The organism is Flavobacterium chryseum (assembly GCF_004362015.1).
GTDB lineage: Bacteria > Bacteroidota > Bacteroidia > Flavobacteriales > Flavobacteriaceae > Flavobacterium.
This window is the reverse complement of the sequence record NZ_SNWW01000004.1, coordinates 228,396-243,296: the sequence shown is the minus strand read 5'-3', so window position 1 is coordinate 243,296 and position 14,901 is coordinate 228,396. Positions and strand designations below refer to the sequence as shown.

Sequence of the window (14,901 nt, the reverse complement as noted above, 5' to 3'; positions counted from 1 at the left end):
ACTTTATTGCTTAATTTCAAATATTTTTTTCTTACCAGATCTGGGTTGCCATTTACTAAAGCTTTTTCCTTCATTTATTTCTTTTATAGTTTTAGCAATTAAACTTGTAGATTTACCCCAATATTCTGTTTCAAAATTTGCTACATAATATTTTACTTTATCAACAGAAACCTGCTCTGTTTTCTTATTTCTAAAAATATCAATGATATCTTTTTCACATTTAATATCAACAAGTCCTTCCTTTACATAATCATAACAATCACTAGCTTCATTATTTTGAAAATTGACATAGAAACTTATTTTTTTACAAAGAGCAACTTCTAGGTGAAGACCCGAATCTCCGACCACAAAACACTTGGCAGAAGCAATAAAAATTATTGGGCTTTCTTTAAGTGAATTGGAATAACCTATATCATTTTCTTCACAATATTGCCTCCAAAAATCAATATCCGGCTGACCGGGATGTGGACGCATAATAAAATTTATATTATTTGCAGAAAGCATTTTTACAAAATTCAAAACCCTGTCCTTATTATCTAGTACATTAATAGCTATTCCTAATTCATAGATATTAATTTCAGAAGTCAAAGGAATTTTATCAAATCTTGGTGAACCGCTTAAAAATATGTCCGATAAATATGTCTTTCCATTTGAGGTATACTTATCTAAAGTTTCGTCACCATCTAAAAAGGCATAATCGTACTCCAGAGGAGGGAAAAGATCAGAAACAGAAGCGTGTTGCGTATAAATAGTTTTCACTCCAAGTTTTTCTGCAGCTCTAAAATAACTTCTTGTAAAAAAAACATGGTCATTTGCAACAAGAAGTGATTTTGGCTTAATTTCATTCAGCTGTTTTAATGCATTACTATAAACGCCTGGAGCATTTAGGTAGTGATCAAAATGATAAAGCATTGACCTATATTTAAAGCCTTTTTGCTTAATAAGGTTAATAACAAGCTTTGGCATATAAAGAAGAGAAAGCCAACAATTACCTCTGTTATTTACAATGATATTGTTTTCAGATTTAACAGGAAAATCAGAAATTACCAGCACATTAGGAATAACCTCAAGCAGATTTTGCAGAGCCCTATGTTGATTTAACGAACAAATAATGACTACAGTTTCAATATTCTTCGGGAAAATGTTTTTTTTCGAGAATGGATTTAACTGCTTAAGAGCATGAAAAACCAACTTAGAAATCATTAAAAAGATACTACTAAAAGAAGCTTTTCTTATCATTAACCCCGATTCACCAGGATATAGTTCCTCTATTGAATAAGGATAGTTCAAATCATCCAGCATACTCATTTTCATACTATCAAAAACTTACACATTTATAATTTAATTAGATAATTGATTACTAATTATAGACTTATATCTAATAAGTTTAGCAGGAACACCTCCAACAATTGCAAAATCAGGAACATCGCTTGTCACTACTGAATTTGCTCCTATAATAGCATTATTTCCTATTGTAACATTTGGTGATATCAGTACATTTGCTCCAATCCATACCGCATCTTTTATAATTACGCTTCCTATTTTATCTTTCCTTTGCTCGGCAAAATTAAAATCTGCATCGACATTTGTTGATTGAGTCCAAATTTTAAACCATGGCCCTATACTGCAATTTTTACCTATTGAAACTTCATATCCTCCAGCAACCTGAATTAAAGAATGACGGCCTATGTAGCTATTTTCTAATATTGTAATTTTTCCATCCCCATACATTAAAGTACTTTCACCATTAAAACGAAAACTTTCATGAATGTTATACTTTTTTCTATATCCATCATATACATTCAAATCATACGAATCTTTTAGTGTAGAATAAATTTTAGCAAACAACCTGATAATAAATTTCATAATTTTTTTTCTTTTAATATGAATCCCAACCAAGGTAATGGATACAATTTGTGACAGTAAATTGCAATTGTAATAAAAAAAACAACAAAACTTATACAAGTAGCATAAGCTGCACCAATAGTTCCAAATGTAGAAATTAAATAATAGTTTAGTCCAATATTAATAATAACATTAATAAAAGACAGATAAAATAAAATTTTGGTTTTTTTTAGATAGAAAATAATATTTGCAAACAACAAATACATTCCCTGAAAAAAATATCCAATTGTTATCCAAATTACAAATTCAATACCTGTAGCAAATTTAGGATCAATAAACCACATAAATATATATGGTGTTATTAACCAAACGAGAAAAACTGCAATAATTAATAAACCAATAAACATCCAATATACTTTAACTACTTTTAATTTTGCTTCATAAGTATTACGCTCAAACAATTCGTAACTAAATGGAATAATTGCGTTGGCAAAAGCAGCGCATAAAATTGAGATTGCAGACCCTAAAACATAAGCAAGGTTATAAATTCCTAATTGTTCTTTACCTTGAAAATAATCTATAAATAACCTATCCGACATATTAATTATTAAACTTCCAATAATATGGGGAATAAGAGGTAAACCAAATATAAGAGAATCTTTGATATTTATCCAGCTTACATCCCTTACAAGCAACTTTCTTTTTTTATATAATATATATCCAGCAATTACAGAAAAAATACAAACAGAAGCATATTGGCCCAATAACCTGCCTTGATAGCCAAACTTATATATAATTACTAATATCAACGAAAAAACTATATTTAAAATAGAACCCGCAAGACTAAATGTTATATAATTAGTTGGCTGATCTTTTATTTGATAATCTATTAAAAGTGATGAATTAAAAAAAGACAAAAAACAAAAAAGTGGAATAAACATAACCCAAGCAATAGGAACTTCTAAATAATTTTCTATAGGAACTTGAAAAATTATTATTATTAAAATTAAAAAAAGTGCAACAAAGAAAGGTGGAATAATTGCCGATGTAAAATAACTAGGATAATTTTCTCTGTTTCCCTTAAAATAAGCAACAGATACTGCACCCTGAACACCTAAAGTAACTAAAGGAAGTCCAAAACTAATTATTGAAGTTATAAGTGCCAAAACTCCAAAATCTTTTGTACTTAAATAAAATGTAAATATGGGAAGCAGAAAAAAGGCAATTCCCTTTTCAATAATTGAAGCAAAAGTATAAATGGAAAAAGATTTTAAGAAATTCATCTAATGATTTTACGATGTTTATAAAAAATAGTAATTAAATAATTGATATTATAGTGCTTTATCAAAAAAGAATGGAAATAAATTAATAGATCTGTAATGTCAAATTTTCTTTATTATTTTAGCTGGACTTCCGACCGCTACAACTCCATCTGGTATAGATTTTGTAACAATCGAACCTGCGCCTATTACAGAATTATTGCCAATTGTGATACCTGGTAATAAGATCGAATTTGCTCCAATCCAACAGCCGTTTTTTAAAATTACTGCTTCATCTGGATAGTATCCTTGATCAATAAGAGGAATGTCCGGTTGATCAAACTTATGATTGTTGATATAAATATGTACTCCACATCCCATCATTACGTTATCCTCAATAATAATTGAAGTTTCTAGACTTTCAGATTCTCCAAATAGCATTACTCCGGGACGAACAACAACCCTATTACCAATCTTTATTTTAGAACATCCTACGGCATACGCACCAGGTCTGAAATCTGCTGTATCAGAAAAATGCTTGAATTTCTTTTTACAAAGAGATAACATTTGTTTTTTATAATACAATCTCCAATGGGTAAAAGGAAGATCTGGTCCAATTCTATCAGCTCCCAGATTGTATTTTATTTTATTTATAATATCAATTATCAACATTCCAATTTGCTAAATTTTCACCTGATTCAATTAATTTTTTTCTTGCTTTTGGAAGACCGTCTCCAATGAAATTAAATAAATTTGCAGTTGCTACAGCACTAACATTTTTATATTTTAGTCCATCCATAAAATGAGATTCGTTTCCTGCACCGCCTGCAATTATAAGTGGTGTTTTAATTTTAGATTCAAAATTTTCAATTGTATCAAAGTCATATCCAAAACCTGTACCATCTTTTTCCATAGAATTTAGATATATTTCTCCTACTTCAAGATTTTCAAGATAAAGTAAATATTCTTCTAAATTGATGTCAATTTTTATAGTACCATCATTAGTGAAGACATCAAAATCATTATTATTTTTTTTATAGTCAATTGATGCAACAATACTTTGAGATCCATATTTCTTTATTAAAGATCGAACCAAATCTTTGTTTTCATATAACACAGTATTTAAGACAATCTTGTCTGCTCCACTTTTGAAAAGTAATTCTGCATCTTCCATCGTTCTTATACCACCACCAGCGGCAATTGGAATGAAAACATCATTCACTAAATTTGCGATTGTTTTAGCAAAATCACTAATAGATTTATTTGATCGAGATGCATCCAAAACAACAAGTTCATCTAAAGAAAAAGCAATGTTTTGAAATTTATAATTCTTCTCAAGCCAATTTAAATTGCCTACTTTCTGCAATCTAAAATTACGACTTTGCATAAAAAAGCCGTCACTATAAATCAATGCAAATATTATTCTCTTTCTTAACATTAGAAGTTTTCAATAAAGTTTTTCAATAATCTTAATCCATTTTTTTGGCTTAGTTCAGGATGAAATTGTACTCCAACGATATTATTATATTCAAAACTTGCTATGAAGTCATCGCCATAATTACAATAAGATTGATTGATTTCATCTTCACTTACCATTTTGTAACTATGTGTAAAATAAAAATCAGATTCTCCTGTAAGCCCTTCATATAGTTTAAATCTATTTTCAGTTTTTAACTGATTAAATCCAACATGCGGCACTTTTAAATCTGTATTGTCAAATTTTATACAGCGCCCATTAACAAAACCAAGCCCTTCTGTAAACCCATCTTCTGTACTTGAAGTCCCTAAAAGCTGCATTCCTAAACAAATTCCGATTAAAGGTTTTTTATTTTCTACAACAATTTCTTTAAGATAATGATCCAGATTATTTTGCTTTATCTGGATCATAGCTTTTCCAAATGACCCAACACCGGGAAGAATTATCTTATCCGCGCTTTTAAGAGTTTCATAATCCGCAGAAACTACAATATCATCAACACCTAAATAATTTAATGCGCTTACGATTGATTTTATATTTCCCATGCCATAGTCGGCGATTACAATTTTCATATAGTAAAATCTTCTCCAGGAACAAATTTTGGCGACCAAATACCATCTACTTTTTCAAACAAATCTTTATTAGCATATTTATCTAAAACAGCATCAAATTCTTCTTTAGTCATTTTATAATACTCTAGAAAAACATCAATTAAATCGTAAGGATAGGCATTATCATACATTTTAACTAAGTTTAAAGCTTGATCTCTCGTCATAGAACCTCTTCTTATCTCTATACCCGCATCTTGAGTTGCTCTTCCAAATCCAAATTTCAAGTACATCAAATACGCATGTAAAGTATACAAAGCCTGATCGTTCTGAGAAAAATTAGTAAATGTATCTACACTTCCTTCTTCTTTTTCAATTAAACCACAATGTTCTTTTGCTACGACATAATTTCGGTAAGAATCCCAAGCTTCAAAGTAAGACCAATGTGTAAAAGAAAGTCCTATTTGAGAAACTTCTTCATCGGTTGGAAATTTAAAAAATGCTAAGTCAGCTTCAGATATATCCCCATCAGCTCTAATTCGATCAAAAACGATTTGATGTCCTCCTTCTAAATATATCTTCTTCATATATTCAATATCATATAAAGGATTATTTTTGCTTTCAGTTGAACCTCCATATTCAACCTCGCCATCTTCACCATAAAACATCAATGGTATTTTAAAGTTTGCAGCTGTCTTAATACAAGCAGTCATTATAGCAATTAACCATCCATAATAAGGAAATCCCTTTTCAATAAATCCATATTTATTAAGTCTGTCTAATACTACTGGATTAGGAGATATATGAATATGGTCATATCCAGATTGAATAAAATTAAAAAGATTTTGATCCCCAATTGGTAATGATAAAGCAGGACGCACGGTAACTGCTAATGGATTCATACCATATTTATGTTTTAACATATATGCAACATATGAACCATCTTTACCTCCACTAACAGGAACAATACAGTCAAAATTTCCGTTTGTAGATTTGTATTTCGTAATTAATTCGTCTAGTTGTTTTTGTCTATGTGACCAATCAATTTGTTTCTTTTCTTCCATCCACTGACAAGCATTACACCATCCTCTTTCGTCGAATGTAATTCTTGGTCTGGTAGACATATTTAAACAATTTTTACACCAAGTTATTTTCTTTTCGCTCATTACTAATATTATTTTTTATCTTTTTATTTCTATTTAAATTGCTGTCCAACCACCATCAACGATCAAATTTTGTCCTGTTATATATTTTGAATCATCAGATAACAAAAAAGCAACGGTTGGTGCTATGTCCTCTGGCGTTCCTAATCTTCTCATAGGCACTTTTTTACAATAATTATTTATAAAAGTTTCATTTTGATTATCAAAAATTCCTCCGGGGGAAACAGTATTTACCCTAACCTGTTGTGGTCCAAAGTAAGATGCTACATACCTTGTAAAATTTACTAATGCTCCTTTTATAGCTGAATAGGCTGCAGGCATTGTCATTGTTGTTCCTTCGTATACACTAAAATCAGCACCTACAACTCCGTAAATAGAAGCCATATTGATTATACTTCCTGTTTTTTGACTGGCCATTTGGATAGCTACTTTCTGAGTAAGATAAAAATAACTATTTAATTGCCAATCTACATTTTGTTTCCAGGAGTTAAATTCGATATCCTCAAATTTATTCCCCCAATCTTTCGTTCTTGGATAGGCATTATTAACAAGCCCATCTATTTTTTTATATTTTAACAAAACAATTTCCAGCGCATTATCAATTGAATCCGAATCAGTGATATCGCAATGAACACCTGATAAATCATCGTTGGTCTCATGATTAATTTCAAAGTTGATACAAAAAGCACCTTCAGAAATAAGTCTTTCGACAATTGCTTTCCCTAAAAGTCCATTTCCCCCTGTCACGATTATAATTTTATTTTTAAGCCTATTATTCATCTTTTAAGACAATTTTTAATATTTCAATCGACTCTTTTAAAGAGTTCATTGGTTTTTGGTTTAGTTGTAGACAGTCTATAAAATATTTTAATTGATAAATGTATGTTTCTTTTACTTCAAAATTAGGAGCTTCAAAAACGACATTTGCATTATCATCTGTAATGCAATTATTTATTAAATCAACATTTAAAGTTTCATTCTCAAAAATAAGCTCTATTGTTCTTTTAGCCTTTCTTCTATAATAGTTTAATACAATATTAGTTGTAAATACATCATATTGAAATATATAATTCGCATAATCAATTGCATCAATTTCTAAACTTGATACATTTCTTAAAATCGAGTTGCTTTTATTCGGCATTCCAAATAACCAAACAGTATAATCTAATTCATGAAATAAATCTAAATGTACTCCACCGCCCATTCCGGCATTTGAACTGTATATTTTTCGAAAATCCTTTCCAGGTCTCCAATCTGGTAAATATGATCCGCAATAAATATTCACTTCATTAATTTTAAAGCTATGATGATCTAATTTGTCTTTTAAAAATACCAAACAAGGATGGAATCTTAAATTACAAGCGACATATGTTATAATTTTTCTATTCCTTATCAACTCAACCAATTCATCTGCCTTTTCAAGAGTATGCAGTGCCGGTTTTTCAATAAATAACGGAATGTCTTTACTTGCCAGTTTCTTAATGTACTTAGAATGCAAATGAGTTGGATTTGAAATTATTGCAAAATCAAATAAAACGTCTAAGTTATCAAGACTGTAAATATTTTCTATTCCCTCTTCTATTTCCGCATTTGAATTTGATCGTAATGCATAAATTTTTGCATTAGTTTTTAAGGCTTTTAAAGCAACGATATGTTTTCTTGCTATTGATCCTAAACCAACAATCAATATCTTCATAATTCAAAATCAAGTTTATTGTTTTGCAGTAAATACTCCATAAACAAAAAGTCAACTGGATGATCCAAATCAAAACAAACATGATTCATTGCAAAAATCAAAGACTTATCTGTAATTGTACTTTTTGAATCAGAATCGAAAAAACTTCTCCTATACCAATAAAATGATGCATTCAACTCATAGACTTTTGGAGCTGACTGTCGCGTCATAACACTTCCGTCAGGATTGGTTTTTACTAATGAATAAAAACCATTTTCATTCTCCTCTACCATATTAAAATATGGATTTCTAGCGGCAGGATTTACTGAAAATAAGTTTTTAGCTTCAGGCTTTGCCAGCATTAAGTGTAATGATTTTTCAATATCCTCTAAGGTTCTTAATGGAGATGTAACATCTAAATCTAGAACAAAATCATATTTAGTATCAATTAGAGTCTCCTCATGAAAAAGCAAATCTTTAATCGTATCTATTTTACCTGCATTGTCAGTAGCTAAATAATCAGGTCTAACATAATCTGTAATAAGTCCTAATGATTGAGCAACTTCCTTAATTTCTTTATCATCAGTAGACAATGCAACTTTTCCGTTAAATTTTTCTTTTATCTTTTTTGTTAAATCAATAGAATAGCCAATAAGAGGTTTGCCATTAATAATTTTAATGTTTTTTCCTGGTATTCCCTTAGAGCCTCCACGAGCACAGATTGTTATTAAAATATTCATTTAAAATTTTATATTATGAATGTCTATATGGGCTTTCTCAAAGTCTTCATGTTTTCCTACATCTAACCAATATCCGGAAAAGGGGAAAGAAATCACTTTGAATTTTTTCTTTATTAGCTCTTCCATTAAATCGGTAGCATTAAAAAAAGTATCTTTTGGTATAAAACTGAGCATTTCTTTTTTTATCAAATAAATTCCACCGTTAGAATAATAGGTATATGTTGGTTTTTCTTTAAAACTTTTAACATTACCATCATTTGTTTCAAGAACAGCATATGGCACATTTACTTGATACGGAATCGTTAAAACTGCTAAATCAGCATCTTTTTTTATAAATTCTAGAAAAAATTGTTCATAATCTATGTTAGTCAACAAGTCTGAATTAGTTACTAAAACATAGTCATGCTCAAAATTTTGAATTTTAGAAACAGCTCCAATAGTGCCTAAAGGTTCATTTTCCCAAACATATTCTATTTTAATATTTTTATTATCTCCTGCACCAAAATGATTCTCAATTTGTTCTCCTAAATATTTTACCGATACCCAAAAATCATCAATTCCAAATAACGCCAATCTATCCAAATTGTGTTCCATGATAGCTTTATTTCCTACTTTCAAAAGTGGTTTTGGAACAACATCTGTTAAAGGCTGTAATCGTTGCCCTCGACCTCCGGCCATAATTACAGCATCAATAGGTAAATATGATCTAATTTTTCTAAAATTTATGACATTTACGACTTTACGACTTTCATCAAGCACAGGTACAATTCTAAAATCGCCTTCGCGATATTCTATAATCTTTTTCAGATTATTTTCTCCCTTAATTATGTATCTAGGATTATCTTGAATAATTTCGTTTACTTTACTTTCAATAGTAAAACCTTTCAGTAAGCCGCGTCTAACATCGCCGTCAGTCAATGCTCCAATTAATTTATCATCTTCATTAACGACAAAAAGTATTGCATCTTGAGATAGTTCATTGAACTTTAATAATGCTTCTTTAATTTTACTTCCTGAAAGAATTAAATGGTCTTTGTAAACTCTCATAAAAATTCCTTTAAGATTTTAATTATATTAGTAGCTGCCTGATCTTTAAAATATATATTCTCTCCCTCGTATTTTTCCAGCTTTAATGCTTTATCAATTGCTAAAACAATAGCTGATTCTTCAAACTTACAGTCTATAATATTCTTGCTTTGAGCTCTTCCTTTCTGTCTATCTCCAACATTTATTACATATTTACCAAAAGAAGCTGCCTCTAAAATACCACTTGATGTATTGCCTATTAGAATCTTAGAATAATACATTGCCGAAAAATAATTAATCTTACCGAAATTTTCAATTAATAAGATTTTTTCAGGTTTTTCAGTTTTTAGTTTTTGAATTTCCTCTCGATATATTGATCCCTGTGTATCTGCATTTGGCATTGTAATAACTACAAATATTTTCTCAGAAATAGTCGCCAAAGCATTTTTCATTTCCTTTGCATATAGAATATTATCATTGGATGAAATAGTTTCTGGATGAAAGGTAACTAATGCAAATTCTTCACTGGGGATAGTAATTTTTTTATAAAAAGTTTGTTTTTCTACAGGCTTAAAGCTCTTAATGTCGCTCAAACTTAACGATCCAACAGTAAAAATGTTGCTATCTGAATTTTTTAAAGTTGTAACTTTATCACTAAAAGTTTCTGTAGCAGTAAAATGTAAAAATGATGCTAAAGTAATTTGATGACGGTAAATATTATCTATCGCTCCTAATGTTGTTTCTCCCCCATGCAAATGGGCAAATTTAACTTCAAAAGGTATTCCTGCCTGCACGGCCGCACTCATTTCAAAACGATCTCCTAAACACAATACTAAATCGTATTGGTGCATTTTCCAAAAATCTGCAAATTTTAATACAGTTAATCCATAAGATGATGCAATGGATTGTTCATCATCATTTGAGATTAGAGAAGAAATTTTATGAATACAATTGTATTCGTCTTTTTCTATATCTGTTATAGTATATCCATGCAATCTTGACAAATGAGTACCAAAGGCTATAATCTCTATTTCAAAAAAAGAATCATTTTTCATTTTTTGAAGCAAAGGAAGATATATTCCGTAATCAGCTCTTGAACTAGTTAATACTCCTATTTTCATTCTATATCAGAAAATAAAAGTTTATCAAACTCATCTTTATCAACTATCAATTTTTTACCAACTATATTTTCCCATTCCATAGGAGAAATTCCATCTCCAGGTCTTAATGAAACTAAATCATTATCAGTAATCGTACTTCCCTTGGCTATTTTTTTATTTATAAAAATACTTTTCCTTGCAATAGCTATATTTTTAGTTTCGCTTTCACTTGGTTTTTTATCTCCATCTCCACCAATAGCCAATTCTATATTACGAATCGCCTTTACCATATTTTTCAATTCATCAGGCTCTAAAGATGCTACATGATCTGGTCCCGGTAATGTTCTGTCTAAGGTAAAATGCTTTTCTATTATTCTTGCTCCCATTGCGACTGCTGCTATTGGTACTTCAATACCAAGAGTATGGTCTGAATATCCTATTTCAACATCAAAAGTCTTTTGGATAGCCAACATTGCTTTAAGATTAACATCCTTCATTGGAGTTGGATATTCAGTGTTACAATGCAGAATGGAAATTATTTCTTTACTTAATCCAAATTTCATTAAAACATCTAAAGCGTTTTTTATTTCTATTTCTGAGCACATACCCGTCGACATAACGACTGGTTTACCACATAAGGCAACTGCTTTTAAATAGGGATAATTTGTTATTTCTCCACTAGGAATTTTAAAAAAAGAAAGTCCTAAATCATTTAAATAATTCACTCCCTCCACATCAAAAGCCGTAGAGAAAAATTTAATATTTCTTTCTAAGCAATAAGCCATTAACTGTAAATGATCTTCATGACTTAACTCTAAATTTTTCAACATAGCATATTGAGAATCATCACCATCATTAATGTTAACACTCTGATATTCTGCTTTTTTAGCAGATTTACTTACTAAACTATCTGCTTTAAAAGTTTGAAACTTTACATAATCAACACCGGCGTCTACTGCAGCATCAATTAGTTTCTTTGCTACATTAATATCACCGTTATGATTTACCCCAGCTTCAGCTATAATAACTACTTTATTCATATTTAAATTATTCTACCAGGATTTCCAACTACTTTTTTACCGTCAGGCACATCGTTGATTATAACAGTGCCTACGCCTATTATAACATCTTTGCCTATTACAATACCTTGCTTAATAACCGCATTAGCCCCAACAAAAGTTCTTTCTCCAATTGTGACATTTCCTGCTAAAACAGCACCTGGCGCTATATGTACAGCGTCATGTAAAACACATTCATGCTCAATTATACACCCCGTATTTAAGATTACATTTTTGCCTATTGATGCAAATGCATTAACGACTACATTTTTATTAATAAATGTTCCGCAGCCTATCACAGCATTTTTTGACAAATTAGAAGTTTTATGAATAATTGTTTGAGTTTTTTTTCCTCGGGCTTCAATTAAACAGGCAACACTTTGTCTTATCTTATTATCTCCTATACCAATTGCGAAAGAAGCATCACTTCTCCAGCCTGCAAAATTTTCTTCTTTTTCAAATCCTAAATATGATAGGTTATATGGATTAATTGTTGATTCTTCTTTTTCTGAATATCCAGTCAATTCATATCCATTTTCTAAAATGGTTTCTGCTACAACATAAGCATGTCCTGAATACCCGATAAGAATTATCTTTTTATCTGACACTACTCGGTATATTTACAATTCTCTCTTCTAAAAATTCAGCATTAACCTGTTGATCTCTGTAACAGTGATTATACATTGGTAAACGATACATCAATTGCCAAATTGGCCTTGTCATTACATTATTTTTGTTTGTTGTTTCCAAAAATAAATCCCGTTCAATTTTGTTTTCTAATTCAACACACATTAACCAATAATTGGCTTTGGTTTCTGGAGTTTCTGTCCTAAATTTTACTCCACTTGTAGCAAAAAAAGATTCATATTCTTTTGCTAACTTTCTTTTGTTTTCTAAAAAACTATACAATTGTTCTAATTGTGCACATGCTAATGCAGCATTTAAATTGGGCATTCTGAAATTATAACCCATTTCATCATGAACATATTCATAAGGATGTGGAATTTTGGCTGTTGTAGTTAAGTACTTACCTTTTTCACCCAATTTAAGATCATTGCTAACAATGGCACCTCCTCCTCCACAAGTAACTATTTTATTTCCATTAAATGAAAAAGCACTCAATTTTCCAAAGCATCCGGTAGGTTTTCCTTTGTATTCACTACCTAATGATTCTGCGGCATCTTCAATCAATGCAATTTTCCAAGTATTACAAATAGCTAATAATTCATCTAAATGTACTGGAAATCCAAAAGTATGCATTGGTAAACAAGCGCTTATTTTATTACCGGTTTTTTTATTATAACACCCATCTTCGCGTAATTCACCAAATTCTTCTAAAAACAATGAAACTGCTTTAGGGGATAAACCCATAGTATCTAAGTCGACATCTAGAAAAACTGGAGTTGCGTTTTGATATGCTATAGCATTGGCAGTTGCAACAAAGGTTAATGCCTGTGTCAATACTTCATCTCCGGATTTAACACCCAATAAACGCAAAGCCACCTGAATTGCTGCTGTACCATTAACAACTGCAACCGCTTTTTGAGTTTGAGTAATCTTCTGCATCATTATCTCAAACTGATCCACATATGGACCTACTGAAGATACAAATGTAGAATCAATAGTCTCTAACAAGTATTTTTTTTCATTACCTCCAAAATGAGGAACATGTAGAGGTATAAAAGCTTCTGTTTTATACTGTTCTTTTATAAAAGATATAACTGAATCGATTGAAGTCATAATTACATTTTAGAATCTAAATATTTACCCGTTTCCTTATGTCCAAAATTTGGAATCATTTTATGAAATAAATCAACTATTTCATCCTTGCTCCAGCTTTTTTTGGATTTCATAATTTTAATTTCAGTGTTAAATTCTTCTAATTTTAATGCATCATAATTAGCTTCATTTTTTATTACTCCTAAATTTTCAAATCGATCCATATCTAATATTTCACTATCTGTAAAAAATTCTTCAAAATCTTTTTCTCCTGTAGTATTGCTCTCTGTAAACAAACATGGCCATTTTTTTTGTTTAATTAAATCGTCTACATTATTTCTGGCTTCTTCTTCAGATTTACATATATAAGGCTGATAACCTATTTCAGCTAAGTATTTGACTGCGATATCAGCAAAAGAAATCAAATGTAAATTCTCATTTAATTTAGGGAAAAAGATATCTCTATTTTCTCCAAAAATACAAGACATTAAACAAAGTTCACCTGATTCTTTTGGAGTAACGAAATATCGTTTAATATCATTTGGTGCAACAATTGGTTGTTTTTTAATAATACGCTGATTAAATCCATACAACAAAGAACCATCTGAAAATGCAACATTTGCAAAACGTGCGGTAGAAATTTTAATCTCATGACTTTTACGCATCAGATACATTTCCATTATTCTTTTTGAGGCCCCCATCATATTTACTGGATTAGCAGCTTTATCTGTTGAGACACAAAAATATTTTTTGGTTCCATTATCAATTGATTGTTGCAACGTTTTATCAGTATTAAAAACATTTACATCTATCATTCGCATTAGTGTGAAAGAATCTTTTTCACTACGCACATGCTTTAGGGCTGAAAGGTTCAATACATAATCGTATTTTCCATCAGATTTAATAAAAGCATCATATTCAATTGATCCTATATCTAATGCAAATGTTTGAAAATCTCCATCAATATATCCATGTGAGCTTCGCAAGTCTCGAACTAGCTCGACCATATTGTTTTCGCTAATATCTACAACATGTAATTTAACGGGGTTACGTTTAAATATTTCTTTAGTTACTGCTTGCCCAATTGATCCTGCACCTCCAATAACTAAGAAAGAAGAGCTATTCACAATTTTAGATAGTTCATTTTCGTTATTCGAAATATCATACTGAAACAATTCCTTGTTTCTTCCTATTAAATTTAAAATATTCATTGTATTATATCTGCTTTATTTTATAAGTAAATTTTATAAATATTATATATGATAGAACAGCTTTTAAAAAACTTATTTTG

Annotated in this window: 16 protein-coding genes; all 16 read right to left on the bottom strand. The window is 30.1% G+C overall.

Annotation, left to right across the window (positions count from 1 at the left end):
• Window positions 1-3: 3 nt before the first annotated feature.
• Window positions 4-1,314: a hypothetical protein gene (locus EV143_RS09970; RefSeq protein ID WP_208111264.1), complete on the bottom strand. Its 1,311-nt coding sequence runs from the start codon at window positions 1,312-1,314 to the stop codon at window positions 4-6.
• A 27-nt stretch (window positions 1,315-1,341) separates the two neighbouring features.
• Window positions 1,342-1,866: an acyltransferase gene (locus EV143_RS09965; RefSeq protein ID WP_243739833.1), complete on the bottom strand. Its 525-nt coding sequence runs from the start codon at window positions 1,864-1,866 to the stop codon at window positions 1,342-1,344.
• A complete protein-coding gene (locus EV143_RS09960) occupies window positions 1,863-3,128 on the bottom strand; it encodes an oligosaccharide flippase family protein (protein ID WP_133507792.1) in 1,266 nt (421 codons plus the stop codon). The genes EV143_RS09965 and EV143_RS09960 overlap by 4 nt, the downstream gene beginning before the upstream one ends.
• A 99-nt stretch (window positions 3,129-3,227) precedes the next feature.
• Entirely contained in the window at window positions 3,228-3,776 is a 549-nt protein-coding gene (locus EV143_RS21960; protein ID WP_133507791.1) for an acyltransferase, read from the bottom strand.
• Entirely contained in the window at window positions 3,763-4,542 is a 780-nt protein-coding gene (locus EV143_RS09950; protein ID WP_133507790.1) for a HisA/HisF-related TIM barrel protein, read from the bottom strand. The genes EV143_RS21960 and EV143_RS09950 overlap by 14 nt, the downstream gene beginning before the upstream one ends.
• Window positions 4,542-5,153 (bottom strand): imidazole glycerol phosphate synthase subunit HisH, encoded by a 612-nt coding sequence (gene hisH, locus EV143_RS09945; RefSeq protein ID WP_133507789.1) that lies wholly within the window; start codon window positions 5,151-5,153, stop codon window positions 4,542-4,544. The genes EV143_RS09950 and hisH overlap by 1 nt, the downstream gene beginning before the upstream one ends.
• Entirely contained in the window at window positions 5,150-6,295 is a 1,146-nt protein-coding gene (locus EV143_RS09940; protein ID WP_133507788.1) for an N-acetyl sugar amidotransferase, read from the bottom strand. The genes hisH and EV143_RS09940 overlap by 4 nt, the downstream gene beginning before the upstream one ends.
• A 33-nt stretch (window positions 6,296-6,328) precedes the next feature.
• A complete protein-coding gene (locus EV143_RS09935; RefSeq protein ID WP_133507787.1) occupies window positions 6,329-7,072 on the bottom strand; it encodes an oxidoreductase in 744 nt (247 codons plus the stop codon).
• The gene (locus EV143_RS09930; RefSeq protein WP_133507786.1) at window positions 7,065-7,988 is read right to left on the bottom strand and encodes a Gfo/Idh/MocA family protein; all 924 of its coding nucleotides are present in this window, start codon (window positions 7,986-7,988) and stop codon (window positions 7,065-7,067) included. The genes EV143_RS09935 and EV143_RS09930 overlap by 8 nt, the downstream gene beginning before the upstream one ends.
• Window positions 7,985-8,707, bottom strand: a complete 723-nt coding sequence (locus tag EV143_RS09925; protein ID WP_133507785.1) for an acylneuraminate cytidylyltransferase family protein — start codon at window positions 8,705-8,707, stop codon at window positions 7,985-7,987. The genes EV143_RS09930 and EV143_RS09925 overlap by 4 nt, the downstream gene beginning before the upstream one ends.
• Complete coding sequence (locus EV143_RS09920) at window positions 8,708-9,754, bottom strand: nucleotidyltransferase family protein (protein WP_133507784.1); 1,047 nt, start codon at window positions 9,752-9,754, stop codon at window positions 8,708-8,710.
• Window positions 9,751-10,854 carry a UDP-N-acetylglucosamine 2-epimerase gene (gene neuC, locus EV143_RS09915; RefSeq protein WP_133507783.1) on the bottom strand — a complete coding sequence of 368 codons (1,104 nt, stop codon included), beginning with the start codon at window positions 10,852-10,854 and terminating at the stop codon, window positions 9,751-9,753. The genes EV143_RS09920 and neuC overlap by 4 nt, the downstream gene beginning before the upstream one ends.
• On the bottom strand, window positions 10,851-11,873 hold the full coding sequence (gene neuB, locus EV143_RS09910; protein ID WP_133507782.1) for an N-acetylneuraminate synthase: 1,023 nt from the start codon (window positions 11,871-11,873) through the stop codon (window positions 10,851-10,853). Before neuB ends, neuC begins: the two co-directional genes overlap by 4 nt.
• Window positions 11,874-11,875: 2 nt before the next feature.
• Entirely contained in the window at window positions 11,876-12,499 is a 624-nt protein-coding gene (locus EV143_RS09905; protein ID WP_133507781.1) for an acetyltransferase, read from the bottom strand.
• Window positions 12,489-13,631, bottom strand: a complete 1,143-nt coding sequence (locus EV143_RS09900) for a LegC family aminotransferase (RefSeq protein WP_133507780.1) — start codon at window positions 13,629-13,631, stop codon at window positions 12,489-12,491. The genes EV143_RS09905 and EV143_RS09900 overlap by 11 nt, the downstream gene beginning before the upstream one ends.
• A 2-nt stretch (window positions 13,632-13,633) precedes the next feature.
• The gene (locus EV143_RS09895) at window positions 13,634-14,821 is read right to left on the bottom strand and encodes a UDP-N-acetylglucosamine 4,6-dehydratase (protein WP_133507779.1); all 1,188 of its coding nucleotides are present in this window, start codon (window positions 14,819-14,821) and stop codon (window positions 13,634-13,636) included.
• Window positions 14,822-14,901: the final 80 nt, after the last annotated feature.

What these genes read in the sequence shown, in the direction of transcription:
- EV143_RS09970 (WP_208111264.1), bottom strand. Translation starts at nt 1,314, where the DNA reads ATGAAAATGAGTATGCTGGATGATTTGAACTATCCTTATTCAATAGAG.
- EV143_RS09965 (WP_243739833.1), bottom strand. Translation starts at nt 1,866, where the DNA reads ATGAAATTTATTATCAGGTTGTTTGCTAAAATTTATTCTACACTAAAA.
- EV143_RS09960 (WP_133507792.1), bottom strand. Translation starts at nt 3,128, where the DNA reads ATGAATTTCTTAAAATCTTTTTCCATTTATACTTTTGCTTCAATTATT.
- EV143_RS21960 (WP_133507791.1), bottom strand. Translation starts at nt 3,776, where the DNA reads ATGTTGATAATTGATATTATAAATAAAATAAAATACAATCTGGGAGCT.
- EV143_RS09950 (WP_133507790.1), bottom strand. Translation starts at nt 4,542, where the DNA reads ATGTTAAGAAAGAGAATAATATTTGCATTGATTTATAGTGACGGCTTT.
- hisH (WP_133507789.1), bottom strand. Translation starts at nt 5,153, where the DNA reads ATGAAAATTGTAATCGCCGACTATGGCATGGGAAATATAAAATCAATC.
- EV143_RS09940 (WP_133507788.1), bottom strand. Translation starts at nt 6,295, where the DNA reads ATGAGCGAAAAGAAAATAACTTGGTGTAAAAATTGTTTAAATATGTCT.
- EV143_RS09935 (WP_133507787.1), bottom strand. Translation starts at nt 7,072, where the DNA reads ATGAATAATAGGCTTAAAAATAAAATTATAATCGTGACAGGGGGAAAT.
- EV143_RS09930 (WP_133507786.1), bottom strand. Translation starts at nt 7,988, where the DNA reads ATGAAGATATTGATTGTTGGTTTAGGATCAATAGCAAGAAAACATATC.
- EV143_RS09925 (WP_133507785.1), bottom strand. Translation starts at nt 8,707, where the DNA reads ATGAATATTTTAATAACAATCTGTGCTCGTGGAGGCTCTAAGGGAATA.
- EV143_RS09920 (WP_133507784.1), bottom strand. Translation starts at nt 9,754, where the DNA reads ATGAGAGTTTACAAAGACCATTTAATTCTTTCAGGAAGTAAAATTAAA.
- neuC (WP_133507783.1), bottom strand. Translation starts at nt 10,854, where the DNA reads ATGAAAATAGGAGTATTAACTAGTTCAAGAGCTGATTACGGAATATAT.
- neuB (WP_133507782.1), bottom strand. Translation starts at nt 11,873, where the DNA reads ATGAATAAAGTAGTTATTATAGCTGAAGCTGGGGTAAATCATAACGGT.
- EV143_RS09900 (WP_133507780.1), bottom strand. Translation starts at nt 13,631, where the DNA reads ATGACTTCAATCGATTCAGTTATATCTTTTATAAAAGAACAGTATAAA.
- EV143_RS09895 (WP_133507779.1), bottom strand. Translation starts at nt 14,821, where the DNA reads ATGAATATTTTAAATTTAATAGGAAGAAACAAGGAATTGTTTCAGTAT.